This window comes from Cohnella endophytica, assembly GCF_003628305.1.
Classification (GTDB): domain Bacteria; phylum Bacillota; class Bacilli; order Paenibacillales; family Paenibacillaceae; genus Cohnella; species Cohnella endophytica.
Map to the genome: position 1 here is coordinate 392,643 of NZ_RBZM01000001.1, position 16,127 is coordinate 408,769.

Below are 16,127 nucleotides of genomic sequence, written 5' to 3' on the forward strand. Positions count from 1 at the left end.
GACTGTGCACATGACGCCAACCGGCAAGGAAGCGGCGGCGGATGATGTGATGGTATGCGGGCATATTTCCGTCGACGTCATACCGAGATTCCGTTCGGAAGAACCCGGGGGCATTCCGTTGGCGCCAGGCAGCTTGATCGAGACGGACGCGGCGGAGTTCTGCACCGGCGGCTCCGTGTCGAACACCGGCATCGCGCTACACCGGCTCGGGGCGAAGGTGCGTCTCGTCGGAAAAGTGAGCGACGACTTTTTCGGCAGCTTAACGCTACGGTTGCTGAGAGACGTTCACCCTACGCTCGCGGAGGGTATCGCCCAGGCAGAGGGAGAAACAAGCTCCTACACGATCGTCGTTAATCCTCCGGGAACGGACCGCATTTTCCTTCATTGCCCCGGGACGAACGACACGTTCTCCGAGGGGGATATCGATTGGGAGAGGAGCGCCGGCACGCGTCACTTCCACTTCGGCTATCCGCCGCTGATGAAAGGGATGTATACCGACGGCGGCGAGCAGCTGTCCGGCATTTTGCGAACTGCGCAGCAACAAGGAATGAGCGTTTCGCTGGACATGGCGATGCCCGGCAAAGGAACGGCCGCGTATTCGGCCGATTGGGTCGGGATTTTGAGCCGGTCGCTTCCCTACGTCGATATCTTCATGCCCAGCTTGGAAGAGATACTGATGATGATCGGGCGAGATCGGTACGCGCAGCTCGACAGCCACGGAGATAGCCTTTGCGAGACTCTCTCCGAGGAGACGATCCGGGAACTCGCCGAGCAGCTTCTCTCGATGGGTTGCGGCATGGTCGTGTTGAAGCTCGGAGCTTCAGGGCTTTATATGCGCAGTTCGGAACGGTTCGCAAGACGCGGGGAAGAGTGGCGGAACCGGGAATTGTGGTCATCTTGCTTCCGCACCCGCGTCGAGGGAACGACCGGAGCGGGCGACTGCACGATCGCCGGGTTCTTAAAGGGCTTCCTGCTGGAGCTCGGACCCGAGGAAACGATGACCGGAGCGGTGGCGGTCGGAGCGTTCAGCGTTGAGCATCTCAGCGCGACGGGCGGAATCCGGTCTTGGGAAACGGTGCAAGCCAGAATCGAATCGGGGTGGGCTCGGCTCCCGATGAACAGGCCGCTCCAACATTGGCGCTGGCTGGAACGAGAGGAAATATGGGCCGGACCGGCCGACGCGATCGCGAGTGCGAATAAGGGGGAGACAAACGAATGGCACGAAAAATAAGAGGACGAACGACGCTGGGCGTCATTGTCGGGAATCGCGGCTTTTTCCCGGGTCATCTGAGCGAATCGGGACGCGCTGAAATCGTCAGAGTTCTGGAGGAGGAAGGCATAGACGCCATCCTTCTGGACGTCGGCGCGACCAAGTACGGCGCGGTCATGACGCTGGACGAGGCAAAGCTTTGCGGCAATCTGTTCAAGGCGAACCGCGACCGGATCGACGGCATTCTGATCACGCTGCCTAATTTCGGCGACGAGAAGGCTATCGCGAATACGATTCGGTACTCCGGCCTGGACGTGCCCGTGCTCGTGCATGCTTTCGCCGACGATCTTACCGCGATGGGCATTCAGGACAGGCGAGACAGCTTCTGCGGCAAGATGTCCGTCTGCAACAACCTTAAGCAATACGGGATCCCGTTCACCTTAACGACGCTGCATACGGTGAAGCCCGACAGCGCAAGCTTCCGCGCGGACCTGCAGCGTTTCGCGGCCACTTGCCGCGTCGTCAAATCGCTGCGGGGCGCCCGTCTCGGTTCGATAGGCGCTCGCCCGGCTTCCTTCAATACGGTGCGCTACAGCGAGAAGCTGCTGGAACGATCGGGGATTACGATCGAGACGCTGGATCTGTCCGAAGTGTTCGGACGCGCGAACAAGCGCAAAGAGAACGATCCGGAAGTTATGCGCAAGCTGGAAGAGATCGCGGCTTACGTCGACGTGAAGGGATTCCCGCGGGATAATCTGGTCCGCATGGCGTCTCTCGGCGTCGTCGTCGAGCAATGGATGGACGACAACGATCTTGCGGGCGCGGCGCTGCAATGTTGGACGTCGATGGAAGAGTACTTCGGCATCGTTCCTTGCACGATTATGAGCATGCTGAGCAGCAGTCTCATTCCGAGCGCCTGCGAAGTCGATATTACGGGACTCGTAGGCATGTACGCGCTTCAGGAAGCTTCGGGCAGGCCTAGCGCGCTGCTGGACTGGAACAACAATTACGGTGACGATCCGGACAAGGGCGTTGTTTTCCACTGCAGCAACTTGCCGAAGGAAGTTTTCGAAGAGATTCGTATGGACTACCACGAGATTCTGTCGGGTACGGTCGGACGGGAAAATACGCTCGGCACGATCCAAGGTAGAATTAAGGCGAGCCAATTCACCTACTGCGGCATCGCGACGGACGACTTGAACGGCGGCATCGCGGCTTATACGGGCGAAGGGATTTTCACCCGCGATCCGCTCCTGACGTTCGGAGGCTACGGCGTCGTGCAGGTGCCGAAGTTCCAGAAGCTGCTTCGCTATATTTGCGAGAACGGCTTCGAGCATCACGTTTCTTCCAACATGTCGCGGGTTGCCGATTCGATCGAGGAAGCGCTCGGCAAATACATGGGCTGGAACATGTATCGACATGGAGAATCCGTCGCCTATGAATAAAGCCGAATTGGTCGTAGACAAAGCGTTCGTCATCGGTTCCGTAGATTCTAGGCTGTACGGCTCGTTTATCGAGCACGTCGGCCGGGCCGTCTACGGAGGCATCTATGAGCCGGGACATCCGGAGGCCGACGAACAAGGCTTCCGCAAAGACGTAATGGCAATGGTCAGAGAGTTGGGCGTTCCGATCGTCCGGTATCCCGGCGGCAATTTCGTGTCCGGTTACGAGTGGGAGGACGGAGTTGGCCCCGTAGACGGGCGTAAGCGAAGACTCGATTTGGCGTGGGCGGCTCTCGAGACGAATGAAGTCGGGACGAACGAATTCGCGGAATGGGCGCGAAAAGTCGGCGCGGAGGTCATGATGGCCGTTAACCTAGGCACGCGCGGACCGGCGGATGCGCGGAATTTGATCGAATACTGCAACCATCCCGGCGGCACATACTGGAGCGATCTGCGCAGATCTCACGGGTACGAAGCGCCTCACAAGTTCAAGACTTGGTGTTTGGGCAACGAAATGGACGGTCCTTGGCAGATCGGGCACAAGACGGCCGACGAATACGGGCGCACGGCGCTTGAAACAGCCAAACTCATGAAATGGGTCGACCCTTCGATCGAACTGGTCGTCTGCGGCAGTTCCATGCGCGATATGCCGACGTTCGGTTCTTGGGAAGCGACCGTACTGGACCATACGTACGACCACGTCGACTACTTGTCGCTTCATACGTACTACGGGAACCGCAAAGACGATACGGCGAGTTTCGTGGCGAAGTCGCTCGAGATGGACGATTACATCCATTCCGTCATCGCCGTCTGCGATTTCGTCAAAGCCAAGAAACGAAGCAAAAAGCAGATGATGCTTTCCTTCGACGAATGGAATGTCTGGTATCACAGCGCGGCCGCCGATCGGCAGCTTGAGCGATGGACGATCGCGCCTCCGCAGATCGAGGATATTTATACGCTGGAAGACGCGATCGTTGTAGGTTGCATGATCATCACCCTGTTGAAACACGCGGATCGCGTCCGGGTTGCTTGCATCGCCCAGTTGGTGAACGTGATTGGCCCCATCATGACCGCGAACAACGGAATCGCATGGCGGCAGACGATTTTTTACCCGTACCTGCACGCATCGTTGTACGGAAGAGGCGTTTCGCTGAAGCCGATCATCCGTAGCCCTAAGTACGACTGCAAGGAGTTTACGGACGTTCCTTGTTTGGAGTCGGCCGTCGTCTATGACGAAGCGTCGGAGCTGCTCACGATTTTCGCGGTCAATCGGGACTTGGCGGCGGATTTGGTGGTCGAATCGGATCTGCGGCATTTCGCCGGTTATCGGATCGTCGAACATCTGGTGTTGGAAAATCCGGATCCGAAAGCAAAGAATACGGCGACTCAGCCATTGAACGTAACGCCGCATGCCGGGGGCGATTCCGAGCTTCGGGACGGCTGCTTGCGAGCGAGACTGCCGAAGCTTTCCTGGAACGTGATTCGCTTGACAAAAATTTAACCCATCGAAAGCGAGAAGATCTCAATGAACGTATTGGCCATCGGCGCGCATCCGGACGACATCGAGGTGTACTGCGCAGGAACTTTGCTCAAGTACAAACAACAGGGCCACAACATTTTTATCGCACTCACGACGAGCGGCAATATCGGATCGAACGAGTACGAGAACAGAGAGGCGATCGCCGCGCAGCGGGAGCAGGAGCAGTTGGAAGCGGCAAAAGTATTGGGCGCGGAAGTTCGCTTCCTCCGCTTTGACGATCAAGGCTTGCAAGACACGCCAGAGACTCGGCGGGCCGTCATCAACGCGATCCGCTGGGCGAATCCGGACGTTATTCTGGCCCATTATCCCGAGGATCCGAGCACGGACCACGCGGTTACGGGTCGAATCGTCAGCGAGGTCATGCTTTCGATTCCGGGCAAGCTGATCCCGGCAGACGAGCCGCCTATTTCCAAGAACCCTTCGCTTTTCTATTACACGTCGGCCGCCGGAGTCGGGTTTCTGCCGGACGTATACGTCGACACCACGGACGTGTTTCCGTTGAAGAAGGAAGCCCTCGCCAAGCACACAAGCCAGTTCAACTGGATGGACGTCTATCAATCGCACAACTTGCTCAATATTATGGAGATCAACGACAAGTTCAGAGGCTTGCAGGCCGGATGCGAGTATGCCGAAGGATTCCGGGCGTTCCGAATTCACGGCTATATGCCGAACTTCAAGCTGCTTCCCTAATTGCGCGCGGAAGGAGAACTTATCCAGCATGGGCATTTTCGTGGAGAAAGTCGTGAAAGCCGGCGGCATCGTCGGCGAGGACTGCGATTATACGGATTTAAAGACTGCGCTCGACGACATCACGGACAACTCTGCCCAGAAGCGGTACGTGCTGCGGATTCTGAACGGTACCTACGATGTCTCTAATGACGGAAACCTGTATTTGGGCTTAAAAAATTACGTGGAGCTCGTCGGACAATCCCGGGGCGGCGTGCGGATCGTGAAACGGGACGATGACTACAGCGACGCGAAGAACGTGTTCGACACGGCCTATTACGGACAACGGATCGAATACGCGGCGCTCCGGAACTTGACGATCGTCAGCTATAACTTGAAGGCTCCCGTGCACATCGACGACGAGTACCTGCAGGGCACGATCGAGCTCGTCGACTGCACGCTGATCAACGAAAACACGCCGGATATGGGCAATTATCGGAACGGCCTCGCTTGCGGGCTGCGGCAAGACCAACGGGTCGTCGCCAGAGGCGTCCATTCCAACGGCATGCTTTGGATGCATAACGGCTTCGACAGTTACGCCGGCGAAGGCTGCCGGTTCGAGCTTTACAACTGCATCAGTCCGTTCATCGTAATTGGCGAACTGATCACCTACGGCAATGATACCGTGATCGTCGAGGGCTGCCGGGCGGAATTCCTTCGTTATCTCTATATCAAAGGTGTGGCCGTTCAGCGGCTAAGGTCGTATGTCCAATCCAGCTTTTCCTTTGAACTGCGGGGCAATTCGATCGATTACGTCGAAGCCGTTACGACATCGGATTTGGGCTATACGTCGATTCCCACCGCATTCGATGAGCTTTGCGAGGGAAAGTGGTCCATCAGCGATCCTTCGATCCATCGGTTCGTTCGAAATAACGGTAAGGCGGACATCGGCAAAGGGAGCCTGGTGTCGCAGGACGGGGACGGCGTGAAGAGGTGGACTCCCGGAGACCTGCTATACGGGACGGCGATGGACGCGATTCCACCCGGCGACTACGGGATCGTGCAGGATCGCGGAATCGTGTTCATAAGCGCTCATCCGGATGCGGAACTGGCCGAGAACGAGCCGGTCGAACTGGACTCGTCTGGCCGGGCAGTTCGACAAGGCAACGGCGCGAAGGTCGGCGAGGCCAAAGGCTGGTACACGCACGGTGACCGTCTGCTGAAAGTCAAGCTGATGTAAGAGGGAGTGGGAGTCATGGACAAGAAAAAGCTGCCGGAAGCGATCCAGACGACGCAGGCCGTCGCGAGAAGGGTGTACCCGGAACGGTCGGATAGCACGGTAAAGGAGGCGCGTAAGAGATGAAGCTGAACTACAGCATGGCCCACGAACCCTTGCTGGATCTGTCCACGAGAGACGCGTTGGACGCATACATGAAAGAAGCAGGAATCGAGACGGGAGCTGATCAGTCATGAAGAGGATTTGGGAGTGGACTGGCATCGACACGATCGCCTCCCGAGAGGCTGAGCGCGAGGCGCCGGGTGCGGGACAGGTCGAGATTCGCATTCGATCCATCGGCATCTGCGGCACAGATCTTCATATCATGAGCGGCCATGCAGGCTTCGGCGAACCGCCGCTGCCGCTTGGCCACGAACTCTCCGGCGTCGTGGAACGGCTCGGAGCGGGAGTGAGCGGCTGGCAGATCGGAGACCGCGTCTGCATCGATCCGCTGATCGGTTGCGGGACATGCGCGGAATGCCGCGCAGGCAACAAGCATCGCTGCTCTGCAGCCGGAGAAATCGGACTTCAGTTCCCCGGAGGCTGGCAGGAGTATCTCGTCGTACCGGCCGCGAACTTGTACCGCCTGCCCGATTCGATCGGCTTCGATGAGGCGACGCAGGCGGAGACGCTGCACTGCTGCTTAGGCGGCATCGATAAGCTGGACATCCGCTTGGGGCAGCATGCCGTAGTGCTGGGAGATGGTCCGACCGGCCTCTATTACGTTCAACTGTTGAAGGCAGCAGGCGTAAGTCGGGTCACTCTGATCGGCATGCAGGACAGCCGTCTGGCGCTGGGTCGCCGGTTGGGAGCGGACGCCGCGGTCAACCTCCGCCAAGCCGAAGCCGGCGACCGATTGCCGGAGGCGGAAACGCAAGACATCGTTATCGACGCGGCGGGCAACGAAGCGTCGATCCAGCTCGGCATCGAGCTGCTGAAGAGAGGCGGGGAGCTTCTTTTGTTCGGGCTGCCGGGCGAACGGATCAAGGTCGACGTGCAGACGGCGGTGCTGAAAGAATTACGTTTGCTTGGCTCGACGAACGCGCCGCATGTATGGCCGCGGGTCCTCGACATGATGGCATCAGGCAGAGTGCAAGTGCAGCCGCTTATTACGCAGCGTTATCGGTTTGACCAGTTGGACCAAGCGATCGCGTTCGCGAGGGACTCCTCAGGCGAAGCGGTCAAGATTATCGTCAACAACGACGAACCTCGGGAGGAATCACGATGAAAATTACAGCAGTCCGCACAAAAGCAATCAAGATCCCTTTTCATAAGGGCGAAAAATGGTCGGGAGGCACTAGGTACAGCGCGCCTTCGCTCATCATCCAAATCGAGACGGACGAAGGCTTGATCGGCGTCGGCGAATCCGTCGGCCCGACGATTCCGGTTATTCAGACGGTGGTGGACAAGGAATTCGCTCCGTTCGTCGTCGGTCGCGATCCCATGGAGATGGAGTCGATCCTCCACCGGCTCGAAGAATATTGCGTGAACTGGAAACAGATCGGCTATTACGGCATGGCTGGCATCGAGATGGCGCTACTCGACTTGCGCGGCAAAATCCTGAACACCCCCGCCTACAACCTGCTCGGCGGAAAGGTGAAGCAGGAGGTGGCGTTCGCCGGCTACATCTTCATCGACAAACCGGAGGTTAACGCCGAAGAAGCGCGCAAGTTCGCCGCCGCCGGATATACGGAATTGAAGCTGAAAGTCGGGCGGGACATCGATCTGGATACGAAGCGGGTCAAAGCCGTTCGCGAGGCAGTCGGACCGGCGATGAAGATCCGCATTGACGCCAACCAGAACTGGAGCGTTCCGACAGCGATTAAAGCGATCCGCCAAATGGAGAAATACGACCTGCAAATGGTAGAGCAGCCAACGCGTTACGACGACGTGGACGGAATGGCTGCCGTTGCCCGCGCGGTGGATGTACCGATTATCGCTGACGAAGGCTGTGCGACCTACGAGGATGCGCTGCGTCTGATCGACAAGAGAGCTTGCGCCTGTTTTCTCGTCTATCCATCCGAAGCGGGCGGCATCTTGAAAGCCAAGCAGATTGTAGATTTGGCCAATCATGCAGGTATTTGGTGCGTCACCGGAAGCTGGGCCGAAACCGGAATCGGCACTTTGGGCAACGTACACATGATCGCTTCTTCGCGGAACTTCCCGTTTGCGAACGATACCCATCTGAAGTTCATGAAAGGCGATTTGCTACGCGATGAGCTGGTGTTCAACGATGGGAAAATCGCGGTTCCCGACCGCCCCGGCTTCGGCATCGATCTGGACATTACGAAGCTGAATCATTTCGGCTCGGATTTCGAACGTGAAATGGTGTTCTACGATCCGCAGGACCCGCAATTCCAGCCGCGTATTGGTCAGATCTTGTAAGAGCAGACTTCAACGAGGCTTAAATCTAATATCTATAAAGAAAGAGCCGATCCTTTATTCGATTTGGCTCTTTCTATTTACATTCAATTGCATCTCATGAAAACCGTTATAATAAGTCAAAGGCTTATGAAAACGAAGGAATTTGAATTTGAATTTGAATAATGAGGTGTGAGTCATGATTAAGGTCATCATCGTAGAAGATGAGATGTTGGTGCGAATTGGCCTGAAAAACTCGATCGATTGGGCAAAATTAGGGATGGAAGTTATAGCGGATTTCTCGAATGGGCAGCTTGCGTGGGATTTCTATCAACAAGAAAAACCCGATCTCATTCTAACCGATATCAGAATGCCGAATATGGACGGCATGGAGCTGATCTCCCGCATCAGGGAGAACGATGCGCAGACTAAGATTATCATCCTGACCGCTTATGAAGAATTCGATGTGGTCCATAAGGCGATCCGGTTCGGCGTTTCCGATTATATTCTCAAGTTAAAAATGTCCATAGATGAGATGGAGTCCGTTTTGCAAAAAGTGCAGGCGGAATTGCAAACGAAAAGCGTCAGAACTCCATCGGAGCCCCAGCAGGACCTGCTGAACGCCATCAACCTCAAGGAAAATGCAATGAAGGATTATTTGTCTTACGGGCGCTACTCGGATGCGGAATTCGCCGCAATAACGAAAAAACTGTGCTTCCGTCTCCACCCGGAGAGGCTGATTCTCTGCGTGATGGCGATCGACAATTTCAAGCAGATGGAAAGCAAGTTCAAAGACAGTCACGGGAATTTAATCCGATTCAGCATCCTGAACATGATGAGCGAGCTGCTGGCCGGTTACAACCGGGGAGAAGTCATCTACGAACGGGACGAGAAATACATTTTAGTTTTCAGCTTTCAGGATATCGTCAGCGAGTCGACGATTTATCAACAACTGCAGGACATCCTGTCGCATATCAGCGGTGTCGTTAAAACTTACCTGAACGCATCCGTCACCTTCGGCATCAGCCCGATCAACAACGGATATTCCGCGCTTAAGCAAATGTACGTGGACTCCCTACGCGCGCTGGATCTCGGATTCGTTCTCGGAAACGAAAAATATATTCAATCGGACATTGCAAAGACGGACCGCGTTTCGAAAAACGTAGGCAAGAAGCTCGACAAGATGATTCGCGAATTGGAGCCGTTTAACGGCAAGTACTTCAAAGAAATCGAAATCGGCATCCAGGCGCTCAGTCTGTTGGAGAGCATCTCCAAGCAGGACATCCAAGTGATGCTGATCCGTTGGATTCACTGGCCGACCGTTAACCTCAATAATTACGCCGACGACATCTCCAGCATGGCGCTTGACTATGCCGGCCGCATTCATCAAGGCACGACCTTGGATGAAGACATCGATATTTTTACGCAATATTGGCTTGAAGTGAAAAATCATCATCAGAACAGAAGGGCGATCAGCAAAGAAATCGCAGAAGCGATGAAATATATTCAGAACCATTACGATCAAGATATTTCGCTGCAGCAATTAGCCGATCAAGTACAGATGAACCCGAGTTACTTAAGCCGGTTGTTCAAGAAGCATTTGCAGACTAGCTTTGTTGAATATTTAAATCATTACAGGATCGATATGGCTAAAAACCTGTTGATGAATACGCATCTGAAATCCTATGAAATCGCCGAGAAGACCGGTTATATGGACGACAGTTATTTTAGCCGAATATTCAAAAAGGTGACCGGCATGAGGCCGCATGAATTCAGGAAGCAATGGTTCGTGGACGGCAGAGAGGAAAGAGAGGAAAGAGAGGAAAGAGAGGAAAGAGAGGAAAGAGAGGAAAGGGAGGACGAAGCGGATGATGAGAATCTTTAATAAATCGAATAGATCTTCCTTGGCGAATCAATTGGTTATCTCGTTCCTCGTCATCTTCCTGCTGATCTTTACGATTAGCTCGCTAATTGCTTATTTCGGCATCCTGAATGTATTGAAGAACAATTCGAAAGATACGAATCAGCGGCAGTTTAATCAAAACGAATATAATCTGTCGTTGTTTGTGAACGAGGTGGATCAGGTTTCCAGACAGCTCTTTTTGAAGGCCGAATTGCAAAATTTGATCAATTTCAAAAGCATGACCGAGACGAACAGCGTCTTGCAGGTTGTGGCGGCGTTCCAATATTTCGCGGAAACTCTGTCGGCTAATAAATATATCGACTCGATCAGTTATTTTGGCGATAACGGGTTTATGATTCGAACGACCGCGCGAAGAAACGATATTTTGTTCGATTCAACGAGTAAAGTGAATGAATTCTATCAAGCTCAAATCTATGGAAAGGTGAAGTCGGCAGCGCAAACTCTTGTCTGGTTCGGGGGATATACCGATCAAGATTTCAATATCGCGGATGAGACAACGATATCCGGGACGGTTGCGAAGCCGATTCACTATATTACCGCCGCGCGGAGCTTTTACTCGAATAACCACTCGGCTACGCTTGTTCTCAATTTGGATATGAATTATTTAAACGATATCTATAATCATGCCAACGATATCCAGAATAACGAAATGTATCTGGTCGACGACACGGGTCATATCGTCTCCCACGGGGACGAAGCGAAAATCGGTCAAGCTGGAGCAGTTCCTGAACTAATCGATCATCCCGCGGTCGTAGGCAATAAGTTTGCCAGCGAAGAACGGGATGGCAAACAGATCATGTCGTACCGGATCAACGGGTTGGGTTGGACGCTTGTTAACGAGATTCCTGTAAGCATTTTCACCAGAGATATTTTGACCTTGAGGCTCATTGTCGTTACGATGTTTATTTTCAGTCTGGCATCGGCGGCCATTCTTTCGAGGTACTGGATTCGCAGAATAACGAAGCCGCTCAACAGTTTAACGACCGTTGTAAGAAGAATGGGGCAAGGCAATCTGGGCCTAACGTTGGATCTGGATTTAAAGAATGAGCTAGGGATTCTTATTGCTCAATTTAATAAAATGTCCAAGAACATTCAAGACTTGATCGAACAAAAGGAAACGATTCAGGAAGAGAAACGGACGATCGAGATCGGGGCTTTACAATCGCAGATTACGCCCCATTTCTTATATAACACGTTAAATACGATCAAATGGATGGGGATTATGGTCAAGGCGGACAATATCGTGGAAAGCATTACGACATTAGGGGACTACTTACAGCCGATGTTCAAGAAAGGCATGCTCTGTACGATCCGGGAAGAAATCGAATATATCGAAAATTATATCAAAATTATGAATTATCGGATGGCAGGCGGGGTTAAACTCGATTATCAGATTTCCGCAGCAGTCATGGAATACCCGTTTCTGCGTTTCCTGCTGCAGCCGTTGGTCGAAAATGCGATTATGCATGGTTTGAAAAACCGAAATGGCGGAACGATAACGATTACGGCTACGGAAGATCAAAATGAAATCGTCTGGAGTATCTCCGATAACGGTGAAGGTATGTCCGAAGCGAAGCTGCAGGAGGAACGGGAATCTCTTATTAACGGCAATGGCGAACAATCCCAGGAGAAGAAGGGGATCGGATTGTACAATACGAACCGCAGAATCCAGCTTCACTTCGGCTACCATTATGGCATCAACATTCACAGCGAGCAGCAAGTGGGGACCGAATTGATATTTACGATTCCGAAAGTGCAAAAAAAGTAAAGAAAGTACAACTTATCTTGAGGGATGGGAATAAACCTTTTTCGGTCTTTCGGATTGTTGTGTATTTCACTAGAAAGTCCATTTTTCCGCGAGGCTCCCGCTTCTATAATAAGTTCATACCTTACAACTATCGTCAGGCAAGGAGGAATCAATCGTTGTTATCCCTGAAGAACAAAATCGGATGGACCTATTTCTTGATCGCGATGCCTTTTATGATTTACGTTATTGCTTTTTATTTCGTCCCGCTGTTCGGTTGGATTTATTCCTTCTATAACTACAATCCGGCGCTCAGTTTCTCGCAGTTGAAGTTCGTAGGCTTCGATAACTTTGTCAAAATGTATCAAGAACGAAGCGAGATTTTCCGGGTACTGAAGAATACGTTGGCTATGAGTTTTCTCTTGATCCTCGTAACGCCATTGCCAATGATCGCAGCCGTTATGATCAATGAAGTGAAGCATAACAAATTTAAGAGATTTATCCAGACCGTAACGACGCTACCGAATTTCATCAGCTGGATCGTCGTGTTTGCCCTCACTTTCGCTGTCTTCTCGAACGAAGGCCTGTATTATACGATCTTAAGAAACTTGCATATCGACGTACCTGTCATCGGAATTTTAGGCAACAATGGCGCGGCTTGGTTTTTCCAGGCGGGGCTGTTTATATGGAAGACGATCGGATGGACGATGATCATCTATATGGCCGCGATCGCGGGAATCGATAGCGAGCAATACGAGGCAGCTCGTATAGACGGAGCGGACAAATTCGGGTTAATGCGCCACATTACGATTCCGGGATTAGGCCCGACGTTCTTTGTCCTTCTGCTGTTGCAGATCAGTAATTTGCTCAACAACGGACTTGATCAGTTTTTCGTTTTCTATAACCCGCTCGTGGCGGATAAGCTGGACGTGCTCGATTACTATATCTACAAGGTCGGCTGGGCTGTCAGCGACTATTCGTACGCGACCGTTCTAGGGATGGTTAAATCTCTGCTCGGCATCGGATTGTTATTCGCCGTCAACTATCTCTCCAAAAAAACGAAAGGGGAGTCGATCCTATGATAAGCAAACAACAGCGCTCGTTCGCCGAACGAACGTTCGACATACTCAACTATGCGTTCATGGCCGTATTCTCCTTCGTTTGTATCTATCCGTTCTATTACGTCTTTATTTATTCGATCAGCGAACCGAGATTGGCGCAAAGAGGCATTTATCTCTGGCCGGGTAATTTCAATATCGACGCTTATATCAAAATATTCAGTCTGAATACGATCCCGCATGCCTTTCTCATTTCGGTGGAAAAAACGGTCATTTTCACCATATTATGCGTCTACTTCTCGGCGATGCTTTCCTATCTCTTCACCAAACGAGTCATGCCTTTCCGCAGTTTGATGTATCGCATCGTCGTTGCGTCCATGTATTTGAACTCGGGTTTGATTCCTTGGTATATCACAATGAAGACGTATGGACTGCGCAATTCCTTCTTGCTCTACGTCCTGCCGGGAATCATTAACGCCTTCTATATTATCCTGATCAAGACGTATATCGAACAATTGCCTTCCTCGCTGGAAGAATCGGCTCAAATAGACGGCGCCGGATTCATGACCGTCTTTAATCGTATTATTTTCCCGCTGTCCAAACCGATCGTCGCTACCGTTGCCGTGTATGCCTCGGTAGGCTGCTGGAACATGTGGATCGATAATTACTTATTGGTCGAGAAAGCAAACCTGCAGACGATTCAAGTCATCTTATACAGCTATTTGAATGAGGCGCAGAGCTTGTCTCAAGGTCTTGCGGACATGATGAGGAGCGGGAATGCGGGCAGACAGCTCCAGCTATCGCCGGAATCGATTAAGATGAGCATTACCGTCATCTCGGTGCTGCCGATCCTCCTTGTCTATCCGTTCCTGCAGAAGAACTTTATTAAGGGCATTATGCTTGGCGCAGTAAAAGGCTAACCCGGATATAATGGTTTTTCTAGAGAACCATTTATCAATAGATAGAACAATGAACCGATAATAGGGAGGGTATTCGATGTCAGTAATGAAGAAGAGAACGAGTCTGCTCGCGATGGTTCTGATGATGACGCTTCTTATGCTTACCGCGTGTTCCGGCAATAACAATAATAAAGATGCTGCATCCTCCGCGCCCGCTTCGGAATCCGCTTCAACCGAAGCCCCGGCTTCGACAGAGACGGCTAGCGCTTCGACGGATGCTTCCGGTTATCCCGAGCTCCCTAGAGATCCGATTACTCTGAAAGTGTTCGTTGGCGGTTCGAATGCCAATTTGAACGGGGAATGGAATTCTTCCATAGCTAAAGTCATTAAAGAAAAATTCGGAATCACGCTGGACCTGATTACGGGCGATGATGTAAAGGAGAAAACATTGATTGCCGGCGGCGACTTGCCTGACGTCATTACGACGGGCGGATCCGTTGGCGCGCTGGTCGACTCCTTGATCCAAGGCGGTCAGGTTATTCCATTGGATGACTTGATTACGAAGTATGGCCCGAACATTACGAAAAATACGCCGCAAGCGCTGGAAATTATGAAAGCGTCTGCAAGCAACAATACGGGGAAAGTGTATTTCCTGCCGGTTCGGGTGAATAAAGCGAGCCCTACGCCGACTCCGTTGTTAACCGCACTTGCCGGTTTCTATACGAGATGGGATTTATTCAAAGCGATCGGCGCTCCGGTTATGAGCAATGAAGACGATTTCTTGAAAATGAACAAAGAACTGCAAGACAAGTTTCCGAAAACGAAAGACGGTAAGAAAACATATGCTTTCTCGGCATGGGCCGCGGATCCGTTCCCGTACATTATCTCTTATCCATTCTCCATGGGGTATAACAACTGGACGGCGAATACGTCGATCAGCGCAACGACAGGAGAAGTGGTAGACAACTATATTGCCGGCGACGGCGTATTCTGGAACGGAATCAAATTCTTCAACAAAGCCTATCGCATGGGCATATTCGATCCGGAAGGCTTCACGCAGAAGATCGACCAGTATATCGCCAAGCTCAACAACGGTCAAGTATTTAACTCGGCAGCGAGCTTCTGGACAGGCGGTAATGATTTGATCGCGAATACCGGCAACGATAATGCAGAATTGCAACAACTGCCCGGACCGTTCCCTGGATACATGGCGTTGTATACGAAAGATGCTCCAGGCGGAAATCTGTTAGGCCCGGCTCGCGCCATTACGAAGGCGAACAAATATCCGGAACGTACGATGGAGCTGTTCAACTACCTTAGCGGAGACGAAGGCGGCCGATTGGTGTTCACCGGCGTTAAAGGCGTAGATTGGGATGTCGTAGACGGCAAACCGCAATTAATCGGCAAGATGGCGAACCCTTCCGATCCTGGTTACAACGATTATGGGATAAGCGTAGGTACTCTTCCTGCTCCAGTGCTGAACAAAATTTCGAATCTTCATGAGGCATGGACGGCGGAAGACGGATTCCCGCTCGATCTGAAGCTTGTCATCAACCCGGCTACCATTACGAAGGCCCAGAAGGAATTGGCTCAGCAATACGGAGCGGATCTGTACCCGGGTCAAGTATACGACAAGCTGGTCAAGGAAGGTAAAGCCGTTACGGACTCGAAATACTTCGCGTTCCCTGCGTTCGTGAAGCAATTGTCCGAGCCAAGCCAACAAATTATGGTTAAAGCAGATCAATACTTCTTGGCGAACATCGCGAAATTCATTATGGCCAAAGACGACGCAGCCTTCGATGCAGCGAAGAAAAAAGCGATCGACGATTTCACCGCGATGGGCGTAGACAAAGCGTATGCCGAGTTCCACAAGCTCATCGACGATGCCAAAGAATTTGTTAAAGCGAATAATTTGGGAGAATAATTGAGAGCAACGAAGGATTGATGCAGTAAAAAGGGACTGCCTTCGGTGGTCCCTTTTTACTTAGATTGCAAACTGGAGGGAAT

Annotated in this window: 12 protein-coding genes; all 12 read left to right on the top strand. The window is 52.3% G+C overall.

Translation table 11 applies throughout. The annotated features are described in order from the left end of the window. Positions 1–10 precede the first annotated feature (10 nt). The 12 genes from D7Z26_RS01895 (at position 11) to D7Z26_RS01950 (ending at position 16,044) form a co-directional block, all read left to right on the top strand. A complete protein-coding gene (locus D7Z26_RS01895; protein ID WP_120974215.1) occupies positions 11–1,231 on the top strand; it encodes a carbohydrate kinase family protein in 1,221 nt (406 codons plus the stop codon). After that, complete coding sequence (locus D7Z26_RS01900; RefSeq protein ID WP_120974217.1) at positions 1,216–2,655, top strand: L-fucose/L-arabinose isomerase family protein; 1,440 nt, start codon at positions 1,216–1,218, stop codon at positions 2,653–2,655. Before D7Z26_RS01895 ends, D7Z26_RS01900 begins: the two co-directional genes overlap by 16 nt. Then, positions 2,648–4,153, top strand: a complete 1,506-nt coding sequence (gene arfA, locus D7Z26_RS01905; RefSeq protein ID WP_120974218.1) for an arabinosylfuranosidase ArfA — start codon at positions 2,648–2,650, stop codon at positions 4,151–4,153. Before D7Z26_RS01900 ends, arfA begins: the two co-directional genes overlap by 8 nt. 24 nt (positions 4,154–4,177) lie before the next feature. Next, positions 4,178–4,882 (top strand): PIG-L deacetylase family protein, encoded by a 705-nt coding sequence (locus D7Z26_RS01910; protein ID WP_120974220.1) that lies wholly within the window; start codon positions 4,178–4,180, stop codon positions 4,880–4,882. A 28-nt stretch (positions 4,883–4,910) separates the two neighbouring features. Continuing rightward, the gene (locus D7Z26_RS01915; protein ID WP_120974222.1) at positions 4,911–6,098 is read left to right on the top strand and encodes a hypothetical protein; all 1,188 of its coding nucleotides are present in this window, start codon (positions 4,911–4,913) and stop codon (positions 6,096–6,098) included. A 229-nt stretch (positions 6,099–6,327) separates the two neighbouring features. Beyond that, positions 6,328–7,362, top strand: a complete 1,035-nt coding sequence (locus D7Z26_RS01920; protein WP_120974224.1) for a zinc-dependent alcohol dehydrogenase — start codon at positions 6,328–6,330, stop codon at positions 7,360–7,362. Then, complete coding sequence (locus D7Z26_RS01925; protein WP_120974226.1) at positions 7,359–8,519, top strand: mandelate racemase/muconate lactonizing enzyme family protein; 1,161 nt, start codon at positions 7,359–7,361, stop codon at positions 8,517–8,519. Before D7Z26_RS01920 ends, D7Z26_RS01925 begins: the two co-directional genes overlap by 4 nt. Before the next feature lie 175 nt (positions 8,520–8,694). After that, positions 8,695–10,380 (top strand): response regulator transcription factor, encoded by a 1,686-nt coding sequence (locus D7Z26_RS01930; RefSeq protein ID WP_120974228.1) that lies wholly within the window; start codon positions 8,695–8,697, stop codon positions 10,378–10,380. Continuing rightward, positions 10,364–12,187 carry a cache domain-containing sensor histidine kinase gene (locus D7Z26_RS01935; protein WP_158602149.1) on the top strand — a complete coding sequence of 608 codons (1,824 nt, stop codon included), beginning with the start codon at positions 10,364–10,366 and terminating at the stop codon, positions 12,185–12,187. Before D7Z26_RS01930 ends, D7Z26_RS01935 begins: the two co-directional genes overlap by 17 nt. 155 nt (positions 12,188–12,342) lie before the next feature. Next, positions 12,343–13,245, top strand: coding sequence for an ABC transporter permease subunit (locus tag D7Z26_RS01940; protein ID WP_120974232.1), 903 nt, complete (start codon positions 12,343–12,345; stop codon positions 13,243–13,245). Then, the gene (locus tag D7Z26_RS01945) at positions 13,242–14,141 is read left to right on the top strand and encodes a carbohydrate ABC transporter permease (protein WP_120974234.1); all 900 of its coding nucleotides are present in this window, start codon (positions 13,242–13,244) and stop codon (positions 14,139–14,141) included. The genes D7Z26_RS01940 and D7Z26_RS01945 overlap by 4 nt, the downstream gene beginning before the upstream one ends. Positions 14,142–14,217: 76 nt before the next feature. Further along, on the top strand, positions 14,218–16,044 hold the full coding sequence (locus tag D7Z26_RS01950; protein WP_120974236.1) for a type 2 periplasmic-binding domain-containing protein: 1,827 nt from the start codon (positions 14,218–14,220) through the stop codon (positions 16,042–16,044). The last annotated feature ends 83 nt before the right edge of the window (positions 16,045–16,127 follow it).